This is a genomic window from Streptomyces sp. NPDC085900 (genome assembly GCF_044540925.1).
In the GTDB taxonomy this organism is placed as follows: Bacteria; Actinomycetota; Actinomycetes; order Streptomycetales; family Streptomycetaceae; genus Streptomyces; species Streptomyces gilvifuscus.
On sequence record NZ_JBITSP010000005.1, the window covers coordinates 658601 to 676598 of the forward strand.

Annotated in this window: 18 protein-coding genes, 2 pseudogenes and 1 riboswitch; of the genes and pseudogenes, 9 read left to right on the forward strand and 11 right to left on the reverse strand. The window is 71.8% G+C overall.

The genetic code is table 11. The features are described from left to right. Positions 1-34: 34 nt before the first annotated feature. The gene (locus ACIGDI_RS21445) at positions 35-421 is read right to left on the reverse strand and encodes a PPOX class F420-dependent oxidoreductase (protein WP_399898805.1); all 387 of its coding nucleotides are present in this window, start codon (positions 419-421) and stop codon (positions 35-37) included. Between the two features lie 257 nt (positions 422-678). Between ACIGDI_RS21445 and ACIGDI_RS21450 the strand changes: the two genes are divergently transcribed. From ACIGDI_RS21450 to ACIGDI_RS21460, 3 genes are all read left to right on the forward strand, one after another. After that, the gene (locus ACIGDI_RS21450; protein WP_399898808.1) at positions 679-1677 is read left to right on the forward strand and encodes a hypothetical protein; all 999 of its coding nucleotides are present in this window, start codon (positions 679-681) and stop codon (positions 1675-1677) included. Positions 1678-1732: 55 nt separating this feature from the next. Next, complete coding sequence (locus tag ACIGDI_RS21455) at positions 1733-2563, forward strand: SAM-dependent methyltransferase (protein ID WP_399898811.1); 831 nt, start codon at positions 1733-1735, stop codon at positions 2561-2563. A gap of 114 nt (positions 2564-2677) precedes the next feature. Further along, complete coding sequence (locus tag ACIGDI_RS21460) at positions 2678-4057, forward strand: S1 family peptidase (protein ID WP_399898814.1); 1380 nt, start codon at positions 2678-2680, stop codon at positions 4055-4057. A 232-nt stretch (positions 4058-4289) separates the two neighbouring features. Here the strand turns inward: ACIGDI_RS21460 and ACIGDI_RS21465 are convergent, their stop codons facing one another. Then, the gene (locus ACIGDI_RS21465; RefSeq protein WP_200700394.1) at positions 4290-4454 is read right to left on the reverse strand and encodes a hypothetical protein; all 165 of its coding nucleotides are present in this window, start codon (positions 4452-4454) and stop codon (positions 4290-4292) included. A 112-nt stretch (positions 4455-4566) separates the two neighbouring features. Next, entirely contained in the window at positions 4567-5727 is a 1161-nt protein-coding gene (locus tag ACIGDI_RS21470) for an ROK family protein (protein ID WP_399898816.1), read from the reverse strand. A 199-nt stretch (positions 5728-5926) separates the two neighbouring features. Here ACIGDI_RS21470 and ACIGDI_RS21475 point away from each other — a divergent pair, with 199 nt between their 5' ends. Then, positions 5927-7126, forward strand: a complete 1200-nt coding sequence (locus ACIGDI_RS21475; RefSeq protein WP_399898915.1) for a Gfo/Idh/MocA family protein — start codon at positions 5927-5929, stop codon at positions 7124-7126. Between the two features lie 25 nt (positions 7127-7151). On the opposite strand, the gene ACIGDI_RS21480 is transcribed toward ACIGDI_RS21475, so the two are convergent. Beyond that, positions 7152-7850, reverse strand: coding sequence for a L,D-transpeptidase family protein (locus ACIGDI_RS21480; protein WP_200700373.1), 699 nt, complete (start codon positions 7848-7850; stop codon positions 7152-7154). Positions 7851-7996: 146 nt separating this feature from the next. Further along, the gene (locus ACIGDI_RS21485; protein ID WP_399898820.1) at positions 7997-8794 is read right to left on the reverse strand and encodes an SDR family NAD(P)-dependent oxidoreductase; all 798 of its coding nucleotides are present in this window, start codon (positions 8792-8794) and stop codon (positions 7997-7999) included. 49 nt (positions 8795-8843) lie between these two features. Between ACIGDI_RS21485 and ACIGDI_RS21490 the strand changes: the two genes are divergently transcribed. Next, positions 8844-9380, forward strand: coding sequence for a hypothetical protein (locus ACIGDI_RS21490; protein ID WP_399898823.1), 537 nt, complete (start codon positions 8844-8846; stop codon positions 9378-9380). Positions 9381-9382: 2 nt separating this feature from the next. Here ACIGDI_RS21490 and ACIGDI_RS21495 read toward each other — a convergent pair whose 3' ends face one another. From ACIGDI_RS21495 to ACIGDI_RS21505, 3 genes are all read right to left on the reverse strand, one after another. Further along, positions 9383-10297, reverse strand: a complete 915-nt coding sequence (locus tag ACIGDI_RS21495; protein WP_399898826.1) for an SDR family oxidoreductase — start codon at positions 10295-10297, stop codon at positions 9383-9385. A gap of 85 nt (positions 10298-10382) precedes the next feature. Further along, complete coding sequence (locus ACIGDI_RS21500) at positions 10383-11015, reverse strand: MBL fold metallo-hydrolase (RefSeq protein WP_399898829.1); 633 nt, start codon at positions 11013-11015, stop codon at positions 10383-10385. After that, positions 11012-12097, reverse strand: a complete 1086-nt coding sequence (locus tag ACIGDI_RS21505; protein WP_399898832.1) for an S-(hydroxymethyl)mycothiol dehydrogenase — start codon at positions 12095-12097, stop codon at positions 11012-11014. Before ACIGDI_RS21505 ends, ACIGDI_RS21500 begins: the two co-directional genes overlap by 4 nt. Positions 12098-12233: 136 nt before the next feature. Here ACIGDI_RS21505 and ACIGDI_RS21510 point away from each other — a divergent pair, with 136 nt between their 5' ends. Next, complete coding sequence (locus ACIGDI_RS21510; protein ID WP_399898835.1) at positions 12234-13988, forward strand: ABC transporter ATP-binding protein; 1755 nt, start codon at positions 12234-12236, stop codon at positions 13986-13988. A gap of 62 nt (positions 13989-14050) precedes the next feature. Here ACIGDI_RS21510 and ACIGDI_RS21515 read toward each other — a convergent pair whose 3' ends face one another. Then, entirely contained in the window at positions 14051-14335 is a 285-nt protein-coding gene (locus tag ACIGDI_RS21515; RefSeq protein ID WP_399898838.1) for a hypothetical protein, read from the reverse strand. A gap of 171 nt (positions 14336-14506) precedes the next feature. On the opposite strand from ACIGDI_RS21515, the gene ACIGDI_RS21520 reads away from it, so the two are divergent. Next, positions 14507-14872 (forward strand): nuclear transport factor 2 family protein, encoded by a 366-nt coding sequence (locus ACIGDI_RS21520; protein WP_142145591.1) that lies wholly within the window; start codon positions 14507-14509, stop codon positions 14870-14872. Between the two features lie 80 nt (positions 14873-14952). Further along, a riboswitch (ZMP/ZTP riboswitch) is annotated at positions 14953-15036 on the forward strand. A gap of 9 nt (positions 15037-15045) precedes the next feature. Continuing rightward, positions 15046-15934 (forward strand): annotated as a pseudogene (locus ACIGDI_RS21525) (bifunctional 5,10-methylenetetrahydrofolate dehydrogenase/5,10-methenyltetrahydrofolate cyclohydrolase). Here the strand turns inward: ACIGDI_RS21525 and ACIGDI_RS21530 are convergent. Both ACIGDI_RS21530 and ACIGDI_RS21535 read right to left on the reverse strand, forming a co-directional pair. After that, positions 15935-16885: a CU044_5270 family protein gene (locus ACIGDI_RS21530; RefSeq protein ID WP_399898918.1), complete on the reverse strand. Its 951-nt coding sequence runs from the start codon at positions 16883-16885 to the stop codon at positions 15935-15937. A 346-nt stretch (positions 16886-17231) separates the two neighbouring features. Then, positions 17232-17780, reverse strand: coding sequence for an RNA polymerase sigma factor (locus ACIGDI_RS21535; RefSeq protein WP_399898840.1), 549 nt, complete (start codon positions 17778-17780; stop codon positions 17232-17234). A 9-nt stretch (positions 17781-17789) separates the two neighbouring features. Here ACIGDI_RS21535 and ACIGDI_RS21540 point away from each other — a divergent pair. Further along, positions 17790-17998, forward strand: a pseudogene (locus ACIGDI_RS21540) (cytochrome ubiquinol oxidase subunit I); the annotation flags it as partial.

The following is a 17998-nucleotide window of genomic DNA, read 5'->3' on the forward strand; positions in this document are numbered from 1 at the left end:
TTCTTCCGAGGGGGGCCGCGCGGCCGTACGCGTGTCAGGGCTTGAGGGTCACACGGATGCCGACGGTGCCGTCCGCGCCCCGGCGCAGTCGGCTGCCGAGGAGCGTGAGGCGGCCCACGATGCCGTACTTGCGGGCGATGAGCTCGCGGTAGCGGGCCACGGTCACCCCGTCGGTGATCTCCGCGGTCGCCGGGAGCTGCGCGCCGGTGGGGTGACCGCGCAGGTCACAGGGGCCGACCAGAACATCCCCGCGGGCCCGGATGCGCTTGACCTTCCAGGAGTCCGCGGTGGTCCACACGCCGAGGCTGTCCCCGTCGCGCACCACCCAGACCGGGGTGGCGACGGGGGTGCCGTTCTTGCGGAAGCTGGTGACCAGCAGATACTTGCCCTCGCCGAGCCGCTCCAGCGCCGTGTCGTCCATGACAGAAGTCTAGGCACCCCCGGGCGCGCGGAGGAGATCGGGCAAGCGACGGCGGCCGGGCCCGGCGCGGCGGACCGTCACGGGTACACGGCCGCCGCCCTCCGCCGTACCGTCTCCAGCACGTCGGGCGGGCAGGTGCGCCCCTTCATGCCGGTGCGGCGCCGCAGGACGTCGAGGGTGGGGCGCGCAAAGGATTTGATTCACCGGGTGTGTCGTGCGCGATCCTGTTCATGGTGCACAAGACAGGGGGCTGTGGTGTGACCTGGAACGACCTGGAAGTCGGGTGCGACGAGTCGGGGTCGGACGGCGAGAACCTCACCGGCGGCAACACCGACGTGTTCGCGCACGCCAGTGTGCTCCTGCCGGTCGGCACCGCGGCCGGGTACCTGCGGGAGGTCCGGGACCGGATCCGCTCGCCCGCGGAGGAGTACAAGGCCAACCACCTGCTGCGGGAGAAGCACCGGCCGGTGCTGGAGTGGCTGCTCGCTCCCGGAGGGCCGCTGCACGGGACGGCCCATGTGCATCTGACGGAGAAGGCGTTCTTCGTCGTCGACCGGGCCGCCGACCTGCTGCTCGGCGACGGCGGCGAGGCCGCGCCCCTGTTCCGGGAAGGGCGGCGGACGCTCGGCGACGAGCACTGGCGGGAGTTCCTTCAGGCCGCCAACCGGCTGTTGCGGGTGCGCAACGACGGGGAACCCTCCGAACCCGTCGAGGTGTTCTTCCGTACCGTCGACGCCCTGCGGCGCGCGCACGCGGGTACGGAGGTCGCGGCGGTGCTGGAACGGCTGGCTGCGGCGCGTTCGCGCGCGGACGCCTATCGCGCCCGGATCGACGCCGGGCCCACACTGGTTCCGGTGCTCAACCCGCTGCTGCCCGCGATCGTCGCCACGGCCGCGTACTGGAGCGCGGGCGGGCGGCCCGTCCGCCTGGTGCACGACCGGCAGAACATGCTCACGCCGGAACGCATCGCGTGGATCGAGGAGACCGCCCGGCGCTCCGGCATCCGCCTCGCCGGGGTGCGGCTCGTGGTCGCGCGTGAGGACCCGCGGGTGCAACTGGCCGACTTCCTCGCCGGGATCGCCCGCAAGATCGCCTCCGACGAGCTCAACGGGCGCGCGGACCCGGCGCTCACCACGCTGCTGCGCCCGTACGTGGACGCCGCGTCCGTATGGGGCGACGACGTCGCGCGGGCGCTGCTCGGGAACGCCCGTCCGGGCTGCTCCGAACCCTCGGCAGACATCAACTCCGCCGTCTAGATTGCCTCTCGACAGCGCGCCCGCCGCACCACCAGGCCCTCCAGGAGCTGAGCCCGTGACGGAGAACCCGGCAGCCACCGAAGATCCGGCCGCGGCCCTGCGCAGACGCATCGACACGCTGCGCCCGCACACGGCCCGGATCTGGAACTACTGGCTGGGCGGCGGGGACTACTACGAGGTCGACCGGGTGGCCGGCGACCGCATCCGCGAACTCCACCCGGGCATCGGCGAGTACGCCCGCGCCGACCGCCTCTTCCTCGGCCGCGCCGTGCGTCATCTCGTCACCGACGCCGGGATCAGGCAGTTCCTCGACATCGGTACCGGGCTGCCCACCGCCGACAACACGCACGAGGTCGCCCAGCGGCTCGCCCCCGACGCCCGGATCGTGTACGTCGACAACGACCCGCTGGTCCTGGCCCACGCCCGCGCCCTGCTCACCAGCACGCCCGAGGGCCGCACCGACCACCTGGACGAGGACCTGCGCAACGTCGAGTCGGTCCTGGAGCGCGCCGCCCGCACCCTGGACCTCAGCCGTCCCGTCGCCCTGCTGCTGCTCGGCGTGGTCATCTTCGTCGGCGACGACGAGGACCCGTACGGCGTCGTGCGCAGGTTCATGGAGGCCCTGCCGGCCGGCAGCCACCTCGTGCTGTCCCACACCGTCACGAGCCCGGCGCTGCCGGAGGTGGACGAGGCGGTCAGGTTCTGGAACGAGCACGGCACCCCGAAGCTGACCCAGCGCACCCCCGAGGCCGTGGTCCGTTTCTTCGACGGGCTGGAGCTGCTGGAGCCGGGGGTGGTGACGTGCTCGCGCTGGCGGCCGGACGACCCGGACGGGGATACGCCGGACGAGGTGGGGATCTACGGCGGGGTGGGCCGCAAACGCTAGAAGATCGTCCGCGCGCTGAACGCGCGCGCCTCCCGCCACGTATGGGAAGAGGGCGCTCAACGACCGGAGGGCCCCGCGGTGTTGACGCCGCGCGTTCGGGTTCGGGAGCCATGCATGAGGCACGCACGACGACGGATCGTCCGGCGAGTGACGCGACTGGCGGCCGTCGGCGGACTCCTTCTGGGAGGCGCCATGGTGACGCAGGCCGCCATGGCGAGCGAACCGTCGGGCACCTCGGCGGTGCCGTTCGCCGCCACGGACTCCGCGTCCGGCACCGGCGCCTCGCTGATCTCACGGCTCGGCACCGCGCGCACGGCGGGTACCTGGATCGACTCGGCCGGGCGCACGGTCGTCGCGGTGACCGACGAGAAGGCCGCCGCCCAGGTGGAGCGGGCCGGCGCCGAGGCGAAGATGGTCGGCCACAGCATGAACGAGCTGAAGGCGGCAGCCAGCACGCTGCGTGCGGCGCCGCGCGTGGCCGGGACGGCCTGGGTCATGGACTACCGGACGAACCGGGTCGTGGTGCAGGCCGACAGCACCGTCTCCGCCTCCGACTGGTCGAGCATGACGAAGGTGGCGTCCAGGATCGGCGGGTTCGTGCGCATGGAGCGTACGCAGGGGACGTTCACCACCCGGCTCAACGGGGCGCAGCCGATCCTGTCGACCGGCGGGCGCTGCTCGGCGGGCTTCAACGTGACCAACGGTCAGAGCGACTTCATCCTCACCGCCGGGCACTGCGGGCCCAAGGGCTCGACGTGGTTCGCGGACAACCAGGGCAACCAGCAGCTGGGCACGACGGTTCAGTCCAACTTCCCCGGCAACGACTTCTCGCTGGTCCAGTACGCGAGCGGTTCGGCGGGCCAGGGCGCCGACATCGTCGCCATCGGCAACGGCAACGGCGTGCGCATCACGGGCGTGGCCGACGCGGCGGTCGGGCAGCGGGTGTTCCGCAGCGGCAGCACCAGCGGGCTGCACGACGGCGAGGTCAAGGGGCTGGACGCGACGGTCAACTACCCGGAGGGCACGGTGACCGGGCTGATCGAGACGAACGTGTGCGCCGAACCCGGCGACAGCGGCGGCCCGTTGTTCTCCGACGGCATCGCGCTGGGCGTGACCTCGGGCGGCAGCGGCGACTGCACGACGGGCGGCACGACGTTCTTCCAGCCGCTGACCAAGGCCATGCAGGCGCTCGGCGTCCAGCTGATCGTGTCCAAGCAGGCGGCCGCCGGACAGAGCGGCTCGCCCACGCCCGCGCCGTCGGCCTCCTCCATGCACAGCTCGATCGCGCCGGGCGCCGCCTCGCCCGGTTCCTCGGCCCCCGCCACGGGCGTCGCCGGCGAGACCCTGCTGGCGCGGCTCACCGACCCGCAGAACATCGGTCCCGGGATGCTCGTCATCGGCGGCAGCCTGATCGCCCTGGTGGCGACCCGCTACTTCCGCGAGGAACAGGACCGCAAGGCGTACCGGCGCTACTACTCGGCGACGTGGAGCTAGGGCCCGTCGTCACGCCGAGGACGGCGGGGAGGGCGGCCGGACGGCGGCATGCGGAAACCGGCGGGAGACGATCCCGCCGGTGGTAGGAGCACCCCGCGGCTCGAGCGAAGTCGAGAGCCGGGGGACGACAGATGCCGTGGAATACGGCCGAGGCCAGTGTGAGGAGAGGGCCCATCGGACCGGGTGTCCCGGTCCGGTGCCGGGATTCCCGGCGGACTGCGGTCGGGTGCGGCTAGGCCGGCTGCGTGGCCGCGGTGGCCCACTCCAGTACGAGGCGCTGGTACTCCTCGCGCTGCTCGCCCGTCAGTGTCCCGCCGGACCGGAGCCACAGGGCTCGGATCTCCTCGTTGACCTCGGCCGCCGAGCGATCGGAAACCGGTTCAACAGTGGTGGACATGCTGTGAAGCATAAGGCCCCAGAGGTGAAGGCGCCGTGAGTAATCAGGAATGAAACGGGCATATCGGACCGTGTCGCTGATCACGTCCATCTGCCCGAACCCGCCGGGGAGTTCAGATCTCCGCCGCCCCGAGCACCAGCACCTGGATCGCCAGGACCGCGGCGCCACGTGCCCAGTCGTGAAAATCGGACACCTTCGTCTCGAGGTCGACGGGGGCGGCGTGCGGATGGCGCCGGGCGCCGATCGTCCGCCGTACCGTGTTCCCCGCCACATCCATCAGCCCGACACCCTCCCCGGCGAGCAGGATCTTCTGGGGCATCACGAAGTTGGAGATCTGGGCGACCAGGATGCCGAGGGCACGGGCCGCCTCGTCGATGACCCGGGCCGGCATGGGCTCGCCCGCGGCGGCCCGGGCGAGGATCTCCTCGTAGGCCGGATCGCGGCCGGTGGCGGCGGCGACCTGGTAGCGGATGTTGGGGATGGTCAGCAGGGACACGGCGCTGCCGCGCTCGCCGGTGGGGGTGAGCGGGCCGTGGGGGTCGATGATCCAGTGGCGGCCGAAGCCGCGGTCCTCCGCCGCGTTCGGCACCCGCTTGCCGCCCAGGACGAGCCCGTAGCCGATGCCGGCGCCGATGGTCAGGACGACGAAGCGGTCGAGGCCGCGGCCGGCGCCGAACCAGGTCTCGGCCTCGACCAGCGCGGCGACGTCGTTCTCGACGACGACCGGCAGTCCCGTGCGTTCCTCGACGAGCCGGGCCAGCGGGACGTCCCGCCAGCGCAGAAAGGGCGACTCCCCCACCACCGCGCGGCCCTCGACCAACCCGCCCACTCCGATGCCGATGCCGGCCAGCCGCGGGTGGCCGGCGGCGAGCTCGCCGGCCATCTCGGCGAGGAGGTCGGCGACTTCGGCGGGTTCGTGAGTGGTCAGCGGCCGGTCATGGCGGGCGACGATGTCGCTGCGCAGGGTGGTGACGACGCCGTAGACCATGTCCTCGGTGATCTTGAAACCGATGAAGGAGCGGGACTCGGCGACGACGTCGAGCGGCTGCGAGGGGCGCCCCTGGCGCACCTCCGGCGGCGCGCCCGCCTCGGCGACCTCGATCAGCAGCCCGGACTCGATCAGCGGTTTGGTCAGGCGGGTGAGGCTGCCCGCCGACAGGTCCAGGCGACGGGCGAGCTCGGTACGCGACAGCGGACCGTTGACGAGCACCTCGATCGCCACCGAACGCTCCCCGGGGCTCAGCGGAAGCCAGCTCGCGGCAACTGTGGTCATGGAGGTCAGACTCCCACATCCATTTTTTTCGTCATGGAATCAACAGCGCCACTCTAGTGCGGGAGACGCCGCCCCGGACACGCGCGGAACAGTTTTCCGCAGGCCCCTTGACGCCTCGATTCTTTCGTGACGAAAGTAAGTGTGGCTTCACCCGCGCCATCCGCTTCACCCGCTTCCACCAGTGAAGGGCATGTCCTCCATGACGTTCTCGCTCGGCATCGTCGGCGCCGGCCAGTTCTCCGGCCAGTTCGCCACGCTGTTCCAGGCCCATCCCGGCGTCAGCGACGTCTACGTCACCGACCTTCTGCCCGACCGGGCCGAACGACTCGCCGCGGCGCAGGGGCTGGCGGGCACCTTCCCCTCGTACCAGGCGATGCTGGAGTCGGAGGCGGTCGACGCCGTCGCCGTCTTCACCCAGCGCTGGACGCACGGCCCGCTGGTCCTGCAGGGCCTGAACGCCGGCAAGCACGTGTACTCGGCGGTGCCCATGGCGATCACCACCGAGGAGATCGCCGCCATCATCGACGCGGTCCGGGCGACCGGGCTGACGTACATGATGGGCGAGACCAGCCAGTACAACCCGGCGACCGTGCACGCCCGCAACCAGATCGCCGAGGGCGCCTTCGGGCGGCTCTTCTACGCCGAGGGCGACTACGTCCACGACATGGATCTCGGGTTCTACGAGGCGTACCAGTACAGCGGCGGCGAGAACTGGAAGCAGACCGCCAGCTATCCCCCGCTGCTGTACCCGACGCACTCGGTGGGCGGGGTGCTCGGCGCCTGGCAGACGCACGCGGTGAGCGTGTCGGCCATCGGTGTCGTCGACGGCCGCGGCGACGGCGTCTTCGACAAGGACGTCAGCCAGTTCGGCAACGACTTCTCCAACGCGACCGCGCTGTTCGAGGTGGCGGGCGGGGGTTCGTTCCGTACGAACGAGTTCCGGCGGGTCGGCTACCCCTCCCACATCCGGGAGTCGCGTTTCCGGTTCTTCGGCACCGAGGCGAGCATGGAGCAGCTCGCGACGGTGGCGCTGTGGCAGGACAAGAAGGGCGTGAAGGACATCAGCGAGCTGCTGGAGCCCAAGCCCACCATGTCCCCCGACGACCCCTCACTGCGACACATCGCGCCGGAGCTCCGGGCGGCCTTCACCTCGGGTTCGGCGCCGGTGCACGACCGGGCGCGGCTGCCGCGGGTGTTCGACAACCTGCACAACGGCCACGAGGGCAGCCACCACTTCCTCGTCGACGACTTCGTCACGGCCGTCAACACCCGATCGCTGCCGTCTGTGAACGCGTGGGTGGCGGCCCGATACACCCTGCCGGGCATCGTCGCGCACGAGTCCGCGCGGCAGGGAGGCGTACGGCTGGACATCCCGGACTTCGGGGACGCCCCGCAGTGACGGGACGCCGGGGCCGGGTGCCTGCTCAGGTGCCCGGCTTGCGGCCGTAGACGAAGACGTCGTCGCCCGTCTTCAGCAGCGACCAGTACTTCTTGGCGGTGGTCGGGGTCATGTTGACGCAGCCGTGCGAGCCCGGCGGGTTCCACATGCTCAGGTTCACCGAGTGGAAGGCCTGGCCTCCGTCGAAGAACTGGCTGTAGGGCATCGGCACGTTGTAGATGTTCGAGACGTGGTCGATGTCCCGCCAGTAAATCTTCTTCAGTCCGGTGCGGGTCTCGTAGCCGTCGCGGCCGGTGCGGACCGGGACGGGACCGTAGACGAGCCTGCTGCCGTCCTGGATCCAGCTGAGCTGGAGGGTCAGGTTCACGCAGGCGATGCGGCCCTTGTTCGTCGGGCACTTGCCGTCCTTGTTGGGGTTGTTCCCGACGGCCTTCTGCTTGTTCATGAGATCCATCACGCCCCAGGTGACGGACCCCGCGTAGCCGATGTTCGGCGTGATGCCGTGCTTGGTCTGGAAGGCCTTGATGGCCTTGCAGTCACTGGCGGACTGCTTGCCGTCGACCGGCAGGCCGAGGAACTTCTCCACCTGCTTCTGGTACGGGCCGGTCGAGGTGGTGCAGCTCGTGGACGCCTGGGCCGATCCGCTGCCCAGAACGAGTGTGAGCGGTGCCACCAGTCCGGTGATTCCGAGTACGACGGCTCCCCGTCTGCGTATGTCCCCCATGGCCGGCCTTGCCTCTCGTGTGGTGTGGTCTTCTGATTCGCGGTGTCTGCAAGCTAGACCGGCGTGCCCAGCGATCGGTTGCAGGGATCGTCCACGATGCGACGAAACGGTGACATTCGCAGTGCCCCAGCTCACAGCGTGAGTTCTCAGACATCCCGATGCTGTCCTGTCGCCCGCAGGAACCCCGTGTTGACGGCGGTGAGGCCACCGTCGACCGTGAGCGCGGTGCCGGTGATCCAGGACGCGTCGCGCGAGGCGAGGAAGGCGACGGCGGCGGCGATGTCGTCCGGCTCACCGACCCTCCCCAGCGGATACAGCGTGCGCATCGCGTCCAGTTCCTCGTCCCGGCCCTCCCAGGCGGAGGTGCGCACCGTGCCCGGCATCACGAGGTTGACGCGCACGCCCCTGCCGGCGACATGCGCGGCCATGGTGCGGGTGAGGGAGATCAGGCCCGCCTTGGCCGCGCTGTAGGCGTGGTTGCCGAAGTCCTGCACGGCGTTGACGGAACCGATGTTGACGACCGCGCCGCGGCCGGAGGCGGCCAGGTGCGGGAGCGCGGCGCGGCTGCACCGGTAGGCGCCGGTGAGCGTGATGTCGAGGTCGCGTGCCCACCCGTCGTCGGTGCCGTCCTCGAACAGCGGAGTGTCCGGGGTGCAGCTCGCCGCACAGTTCACCAGGACGTCCAGGGCGCCGAAGGTGTCGACGGCGTGGGCGACGGCCGCCTCCACCGCCGCCCGGTCGGCCACGTCGCACGCCAACGCGTCGGTGGGCAGGCCCTGTTCGCGCAGCGCCGTAGCGGTCTTCGCGGCCTCGGCGCCGTCCGTGTCGGTCAGCAGCACGCGGGCGCCCTCCTCGGCCAGCCGCCGGGCGATCGCGGCGCCGATGCCACGGGCAGCGCCGGTGACGAGAACTCCGTACCCGGCGAAGCGCTTTGAGTCAGCCATGGGCCGAACCTACTCCCGAAACGATCTCCGGGGCAGATAGCGTGCGCGCATGTCCGCGTTCATACAGCAACTCCCCGCGCTGATCGGTGTGGTGATCGGCGCGCTCGGTTCGTACCTGGCCGTGGTGCGGGGTGATCAGGCCCGGTTCCGGCGGGAGCGGGAGGCTCGTTGGGAGGAGCGGCGGCTGGCGGTGTACGCCGACTACGCGCGGGTGCTGAAGACGGCGGTCACGCTCTCCTACCGGGTGGCGTCCCATCTCGGCAACGACCCGCACCCCCACCCCCTGTCGCCCGAGGAGGCGGCTGTGCTGATCGCCGAGGCCACGACGGCCCGTGACCCGGCCGGTGAGTCGCTGCTCCTGCTCGGCAGCCCGGAGGTGGTGGAGAAGGCGCGCGTCTGGGTCACCTGTGTGATGGAGATGGAGCTGTTCCTGCGCGAGGAGACCCGGGATCCGGCGGCCTGGCAGGAACTGCTGGAACGGCAGCGGGCCGGACGGCAGGCGTACTACGCGGCGGTACGGCGGGACCTGGCGCTGCCGCCCGGTCACTCCGCGCGCTGGCCGCTGCCGCCCGTGCCGCACGCCTGATCTCAGCGGTATCCCGTCGTGTCCGCCGGCTTGCCCGCGTCCTGGACGTCGACGAGATAGCGCCAGGCGTCCGGCCGACTGCCGTCGAGGTCGGTGAATCCGTAGACCTGCGCGAGGCCGCCGCCGGAGAGGGACTCGCCGTTCCAGCGGGAGACGTCCGGGTCGGCGGCCAGCGCGGCGACGGCGCGGCCCACGTAGCGCGGGGTCTCCGAGATCGCGAAGTGGGGGACGTCGGTGAGGGCGTCGCGCCAGTTGTCCTCGCGGACACCGAAGTGGTCGAGCATGATCTCCGAGCGCAGCCAGCCGGGCGTCAGCGCGACGGCCGTGGCGCCGCGCGGGCCGAGTTCGTGGCCGAGGGCGAAGGCCATGCGCAGGACGGACGCCTTGGCGAGGTCGTAGAAGAAGGAGACGCGGTAGGTGTCGCGGTTGTACTCGGCGGTGCCGTCGGTGACCTCGACCACCAGTCCGCCGGGCCGGCGCAGCAGCAGGGGAAGGGCGTGGTGGCTGGTGATCGCGTGCGTCTCGACCGCGAGCCGGAGCAGCCTCAGGCCCTTGTCGAGGTCGTGCTCCCAGACCGGGGCGTCCCACTCGAAGAGCGTCTCACCGCCCCAGATGTCGTTGACGAGCACGTCTAGCCGGTCCTGCTCCCGGGCGATCCGGTCGACGAGGGCACGGACCTGGGTGGGGTCGAGGTGGTCGGTGGGTACGGCGATGCCGTGGCCGCCGGCCTCGGTGACCAGGTCGGCGGTGTCCTCGACGGTCTCGGGGCGGTCGTACTCGGAGCGCCGAGCGCGGGTGCTGCGTCCGGTGACGTAGACGGTGGCGCCGGCGGCGCCGAGCTCCACCGCGATCCCGCGTCCCGCTCCGCGTGTCGCCCCGGCGACCAGCGCGACCTTTCCCTCGAGTGCTGCGGACATGTCCGGCCTCCCGTTTTCCTCGGATGTCGTCACGGTTCGAGGGTGCCGGGGAAGCCGGACATCTTCTGTCGCCTTTTGTCGCCGCTCAGTGGCCGCGGGCGATCCACTCCTCCAGATGGGGGGCCTCGGCACCGATGGTGGTCGGGTCGCCGTGGCCGGTGAGGACCCTGGTCTCGGGCGGCAGGGTGAGCAGGCGGTCGCGGACGGAGTCGATGATCGTCGGGAAGTGGGAGTAGGAGCGGCCGGTGGCGCCGGGACCGCCCTGGAAGAGGGTGTCGCCGGTGAAGACGACGCCCAGGCCGGGATCGTGCAGGCAGACGGCGCCCGGCGCGTGCCCGGGGGTGTGCAGCACGGTGAGGTCGGCTCCGGCGGCCTCGATGACCTGGCCGTCGACCAGATGCGCGTCGGGGTCGCGGTGGGGGTGGGTCTGCTTCCACAGCGGCAGGTCGTCGGGATGTAGCCAGATGGTGGCCCCGGTGCGGTCGGCGAGTTCGGGGGCGGCGTCGATGTGGTCGTTGTGGGCGTGGGTGCACACGATCGCCGTCAGCCGACGCTCGCCCACGGCGGCGAGGATGGCGTCGGCGTCGTGGGCGGCGTCGATGACGACGACCTCGCGGTCGTCGCCGACGAGCCACACATTGTTGTCGACGTCCCAGGTGCCGCCGTCGAGGCTGAACTGCCCCGAGGTGACGAGGCGTTCGATGCGGGCGGCCGTCACAGCACCACCACCGAGCGCAGGACGTCGCCGTGGTGCATGCGCTCGAACGCCTTCTCCACCTCGTCCAGGGCGATCGTCTCCGTGACGAACTCGTCCAGCGGCAGCCGCCCTTGCAAGTGCAGGTCGATCAGCATGGGGAAGTCGCGGGAGGGCAGGCAGTCGCCGTACCAGGAGGACTTCAGCGCCCCGCCGCGGCCGAAGACGTCCAGCAGCGGCAGCTCCAGCTTCATCTCCGGGGTGGGTACGCCGACCAGGACGACGGTTCCGGCGAGGTCGCGGGCGTAGAAGGCCTGCTTGTACGTCTCCGGGCGGCCGACCGCCTCGATGACGACGTCGGCGCCGAAGCCGCCGGTCAGCTCACGGATCGCCTCGACGGCGTCGTTCTCCTTGGAGTTGACCGTGTGGGTGGCGCCCAGCCTCTTGGCGGTCTCCAGCTTCCGGTCGTCGATGTCCACGGCGATGATCCTCGCCGCGCCCGCAAGCCGGGAACCCGCGATCGCCGCGTCCCCGACGCCGCCGCAGCCGATCACGGCGACCGAGTCGCCCCGTCCCACGCCTCCGGTGTTGATGGCGGCCCCGATGCCGGCCATCACCCCGCAGCCCAGCAGGCCCGCCACCTGCGCGGAGACCGACGGATCGACCTTGGTGCACTGCCCGGAGGCGACCAGCGTCTTCTCCGCGAACGCACCGATGCCCAGCGCCGGGGACAGCTCGGTGCCGTCGGTCAGCGTCATCTTCTGCTTCGCGTTGTGGGTGTTGAAGCAGTACCAGGGGCGCCCGCGCAGACAGGCCCGACACTGACCGCACACGGCACGCCAGTTGAGGATCACGAAGTCACCGGGCGCGACATCGGTGACACCCTCCCCCACCGACTCCACGACACCGGCCGCCTCGTGCCCCAGCAGGAAGGGGAAGTCGTCGCTGATGCCGCCCTGTTTGTAGTGCAGGTCGGTGTGGCACACCCCGCACGCCTGCACCTGGACGACCGCCTCGCCGGGGCCGGGATCGGGCACGACGATCGTCTCCACCCGCACCGGCTCGTCCTTGCCCGGTGCGATCACGCCCCGTACTTCCTGCGCCATGGTGCTGAACCCTTCCGTGTGCCGGTGTCCGTCCTCCCGACCCTAGAGGTGACTGATCGGTAACGGCGGCGGCGCCCCGCGCCGGGCGCAGGAGCCGACGTAGCCTGAATGCTCCCCACTTCCCGCGAGGAGAGCCGTGAGCATCGCAGCCACCGAGACCCGACCGGCCGCCTGGCGGCTGCTCATCGGTTACGTCCGGCCGCATCGGTGGGCCCTGCTGACGGGCGCGTTGCTGTCGCTGGTCACGGGAGCCACCGGGCTGCTGCTGCCGCTGGTGGCGAAGGGACTCATCGACGACCTGTCCCACGACCGCGCCATCACCGGCGCGTTGCTCGCCATGTCCGCGCTCGTCGTCGCCAACGCGGCGCTGGGCGGGCTCGGTTCGTACGTGCTGCGGCGCACGGCGGAGTCGGTGGTGCTCGGCGCGCGGCGCGCCCTGTCGTCGTATCTGCTGCGGCTGCGGATCACGGCCGTGGACCGCAGCGAGCCGGGCGACCTGATGGCGCGCATCACCTCGGACACCACACTGCTGCGCGAGGTGACCACCGACTCCCTGGTCGGCCTGGGCACGGGCGGGCTCACGCTCGTCGCGACCGTGGTGATGATGGGACTCGTCGACCCCGTGCTGCTCGGAGTCACCCTGGCCGTGATCGCGGGCGCGGGCACGGTCCTCGGGGTGATCGTGCCCCGCATCAACCGGGCCAGCCGGCGGGCGCAGGACGCGGTCGGGGTGATGGGGGCCTCGCTGGAGCGCATCCTCGGCGCGCTGCGCACGGTGAAGGCCTCGGGCGCCGAACACCGCGAGGAACGGACGCTGCACGAGGCCGCCGAGGAGTCGTGGCGGCAGAGCGTGCGCGCCGCCAAGTGGTCGGCGGCCGCGGGCAACACGGCCGGTCTGGCGATGCAGATCGCCTTCATCACCGTGCTGGCGGTGGGCGGGGCGCGGGTGGCCACCGGGGCGATCGAGGTGGGCACGCTGGTGGCGTTCCTGCTGTACGTCTTCTATCTGATGTCCCCGATCCAGCAGGTGGTCGGCGCGATCACGCAGTACCAGACGGGTGCCGCCGCCCTGGCGCGCATCCAGGAGGCGCTGAGCCTGCCCTCCGAACCGGCCGCCCGGCCCGCTCCGTTGCCGACGCCCGGCGCGGAGCCGGCCGCCCTCGCCTTCGACGACGTCCGCTTCCGGTACACCGACGATCTGCCGTACGTGCATCACGGAGTGTCGTTCGCCGTGCCCGCGCGCGGCATGACGGCGTTCGTCGGCCCGTCCGGCGCGGGCAAGACGACGGTCTTCTCGCTCATCGAGCGGTTCTACGATCCCGAGTCGGGGACGATCTCCCTGGACGGCCGCCCGCTCGCCGACTGGGAGCTGCCGCGGCTGCGGTCGGCGATCGGCTACGTGGAGCAGGACGCGCCGGTCCTGTCCGGTTCGCTGCGGGACAACCTGTTGCTGGGCAACCCGGACGCGGACGACGACGCGCTGGCCCGCGTGGTGAAGACGACCCGCCTCGACGGCCTGGTCGCCCGCCTTCCGCAAGGGTTGGAGACCCTGGTGGGGCACCGCGGCACCAAGCTCTCCGGCGGTGAGCGGCAGCGGGTCGCCATCGCCCGCGCCCTGCTGCGCCGTCCCCGGCTGCTGCTGCTCGACGAGGCCACCTCGCAGCTGGACGCGGTCAACGAGGCGGCGCTGCGGGACACCGTCGCGGACGTCTCCCGTACGACGACGGTGCTGGTCGTCGCCCACCGGCTGTCGACGGTGACGATGGCCGACCGGATCGTCGTCATGGACGCGGGCCGGGTGCGTGCCGTGGGCACCCATCGCGAACTCGTCGCCGCGGACCCGCTCTACGCGGAGCTCGCCGCCACGCAGTTCCTGGCCACGGCGGGGTGAGGACCCCGCAAACAGCGAGGGCCGCCCGGATTCGGGCGGCCCTCGGTCGGGGAGCTGCTCGCTCAGTGGATGGCCCCGAGGAGCGGGAGCAGGGGGGCCGCCAGGTCGGTGACCTGGTGCAGCTGGTTGAGGTCGTTCAGCCGCTGCAGCTGGTCGGACGGCCTGGGCATCTCGCCCACGTGCTCCCGGGGCACATCACTCACCGCGAGCGAGTCGAGCGTGGCCATCGGGCTGATCCGGCCCGGGTTCTGGGCGGCCACGGGGGCCGCGCTCGCCATCGGCGCGGCGAGGCCCGTGATGCCCGCGGCGAGACCAACGGCGGCGACGATACGTCGTGTTGAGATCATGCTCTGAGCAACGGCCGCGGCCGCCCGCCGGACACGGGCGCACCGCCCCGCTCACCCGTCAGGCGCATCGGACCGCTGCGCTTGCCGAGCCTGCCGGGGCGGAGGAGGCTCGAAGGTGAGGTGCTGCGCGGCCCGCTCCGCTTTGGGTCGCGGCCCTCGGAGGAGGTCACCATGGGCACCGCGGCAAGCTCCACCTTCAACGCCGAGACACTGCGCAAGGGGGTCGAAGGACACACGGCGGCGGATCTTCTGTCGCTCTACGCGGACGACGCGCAAGTGCGCATCGTGGACCGCAACAGTCAGCCGAGCCAACCCAGGGTCCTGCGCGGGCGCGACGAGATCGGCGCTCTGTTCCAGGACATCTACAGCCGGGACATGACGCACAAGGTCGACCAGTGCATCATCCAGGGCGACCACGCCGCGTACAGCCAGTCCTGCCGGTACTCGGACGGCACCCGGGTCCTCACCGAGTCGATGATCACGTTGCGTGACGGGAAGATCGCCGAGGAGATCCTGATCCAGGCCTGGGACGAGTAGGAGGAGAGGCGGCGAGGGGCCGGGCCCGCCGCGGGCGGGTCCAGGCCCCCGGCGTGTCCGGACCGGCCTCGGTTAGGCTGTCGGCGGGCCGTGACTGGCGCTGAGGTGGAGCACCACCGGGGAGCGGCCACGCAGAGTCGATGCCGTGCGCCTGGGCGATCCGTCACCCAGGAGTGGATCATGACCCAGGCCCGGCTGGGGGCACCTCCCAGGCCCTTGAGGCACTGGGGGAGGACGGCACTGCGCTCGCCCGTCGCATCGTCGAGGACACCGCCAAGCGCGCCGCCGACCTCACCGAGCGCACCGGTGCCACCCCCTGCCTCGCGACGGTCCTGGTCGGCGAGGACCCGGCCTCCGTCACCTACGTCCGCATGAAGCAGAACCGCTGCCGCAAGGCCGGCATCGAGTCGCGGCACGTGACCCTGCCCACCGCCACGACCACTGGGGAGCTCGTCGCCACCCTGCGCGCACTGTCCGACGACCCCGCCGTGCACGGCATCCTGCTGCAGCACCCGGTCGGCGAACACATCGACGAGCGGGCTGCGTTCGAGGCGATCGCGCCCGAGAAGGACGTCGACGGCGTCACCTTCGCGTCCTTCGCGACGACGAGCTTCGGCCTGCCGGGATTCGTCTCCTGCACCCCCGGCGGGATCATGCGGCTGCTCGACGAGTACGACGTCGATCCGGCCGGGAAGCGAGCGGTCGTCGTGGGCCGCAGCGCCATCCTCGGCAAGCCGGTCGGCATGCTGCTGCTTGCCCAGGACGCGACGGTGACGTACTGCCACTCGCCGTACCCGCGAGCTGTCTGCCATGGTCCGGGAGGCGGACATCGTGGTGGCCGCGGTGGGCCGGCCGCGGCTGATCCGCCGGGAGGACGTCAAGCCGGGCGCCGTGGTCGTCGACGCCGGGTACAACGCGGGCAACGTCGGCGACGTCGACTTCGACTCCGCCGCCGAGCGCGCCTCGCTCATCACGCCGGTGCCGGGCGGCGTCGGCCCGATGACGATCGCCACGCTGCTGGAGCAGACCGTCGACGCCGCCGCCCGGCAGCTCGGGGTGTGATCAGCGCATCCAGGCGCTGTACGACATCACGTCACCGGCCTTGACGCCGTACGCGGGCTCGGCCCGGGCGAACACGCTCTCCAGGCCGAGTACGGCGCCGGTGACCGGGTCCATCACCAGCATCCGGCGCAGACCGTGGCCCTTGTACACGTACGCCTGGCCCCGCCGCCCGAGCCGGTCGGTCACCTGCCCGGCCGGGCGCAGCCCCTCGGTGTCCGCCAGCAGCCGGGCGAGTGCCGCGCTCTCGCGGGCGCCGAGCGTCCAGTGGTCGAGCAACAGCTCCACGGCGTCGAGGAGTTCGGGAGTGGTGGGTACGGCGCGCAGGTGCGCCGCCTCCCGCAGGTAGGCGCGCAGCCGGGCGGCCTCGTGCGGCGGGGGCGACTCGGGCGGGGCGTCGCTCCAGCTCGGCGGGTAGGTGCGCCGGGTGATCACATGGCCGTCCGCCACGGCGCCGCCCGCGTCGGTGAGGACGGGCCGGCCCGGGTGGCGCGGGTCGGTCGCGACGACGAGCTCGGTGTGGCTCCCGTCCGCCCGCCAGCGCACGACGCGTTCCTCGGGCAGGGTGATCGGGGGAGCGTCCTCGCTCATGCCCATGCTCCACGACTGCACATGGGTGCCCTTGCGCAGGCTCGGCGAGCCGTCGGCGGCGACCGCCCGCGCCCGGTCGGCCAGCACCTTCAGGGGTACGGGCGTGGAGTCGGCCTGCACGACCAGCGGCCGGGGCGCGGCGACGGCGGGCGGCGTACCGGGTCCGGTGAGCACCAGAGCCAGCGTCACGCAGGCCACGACAAGGACGGCCACGAGCCCCCAGGCGACCTTGGCCGGCCGGCCCCGGACGGGAATGAGCGCCGACGACCGGCGTTCCCCGACGGCCAGAGGGTCTCGGGCGAGCTGCCCCCGGCGACCCGGGACGGGAAGACGCGCCGACCACCGGCGTTCCCCGACGGCCACAGAACCCCGGGCGAGCTGCCACCGGCGCCCCCGGACCGGAAGACGCGCCGACCACCCGCGTTCCCCGACGGCCACAGAACCCCGGGCGAGCTGCCACCGGCGCCCCCGGACCGGAAGACGCGTCCCCCGCCCGCCTTCGCCGCGGCGCTCGCCGTCGGCCACCCGGCCCGAAGCGCTCCTGCCCCGTCGGCCCCAGACGGGGAGACGCATCCGCCGCCCGCTTTCACCTCGCCCCTCGCCCAGCAGCTCCGTCAGTCGTCGCTCCGCGCGGTGGTCGAGGGGGCCGTCGCCGAAGTGCGGTCCGTCTGTCGGGACCGGGTTCGCGTGGCGCAGGAGGTCGAGTTCGTCAGCCATGGTGGTGCTCCTTCGTGGCGGTCCCTCCGTCGGCGAGCGCGGGGCGCATGCGGTCGATCTCGGCTCTCAGCCGGCGCCTGGCGCGGTGCAGCCGCATCGCCGCCGCCCGCGTGCCGCAGCCGAGAGCGACGGCGAGATCGTCGACACCCAGTTCCTCCCACGCCGTCAGGCGCAGCACCTCCTGGTCGGCCTCGGAGAGCCGGCCCAGCGCGTCGTGCACCCAGGCGCCGGGCGCCTCCGTGTCGGGGCTGTCCACGATCTGCCGGCCGTGCGCGGTCTCGTCGTTGCCGAGCCGGTCCAGCAGCCGGCGCCGCCGCCCGTACCCGCGCACCGTGTTGGCCAGACAGTTGCGTGCCACGCCGTACAGCCACGGCAGCGGGGACACCGGCAGGTCGGCACGGCGCCGCCAGGCCACCGTGAACACCTCCGCCACCACTTCCTCCACCTCGCCGGCCCGCCCGTTGAGTCGACGCGCGACGTAACGGCTGACCGCCCAGTAGTGCTCGCGATAGGCAGCGGCGAAGATCTCGTCGTTGCTCATGTTCGGTTCGTGTCCGGCACCTTCGGGATCGTCACACCCTTTTCCGTGATTCTCGTCGCGTCCGAAGAGTGTGACCGCGTGGCCCGGTGCGGACACAGGCGGGGCGTGAGCAACCTCAAGAGCATCAAGTGGCTGACGACCACCGACCACAAGACGATCGGCACGCTGTACCTGGTCACGTCGTTCGCGTTCTTCCTGATCGGCGGTGTGATGGCGCT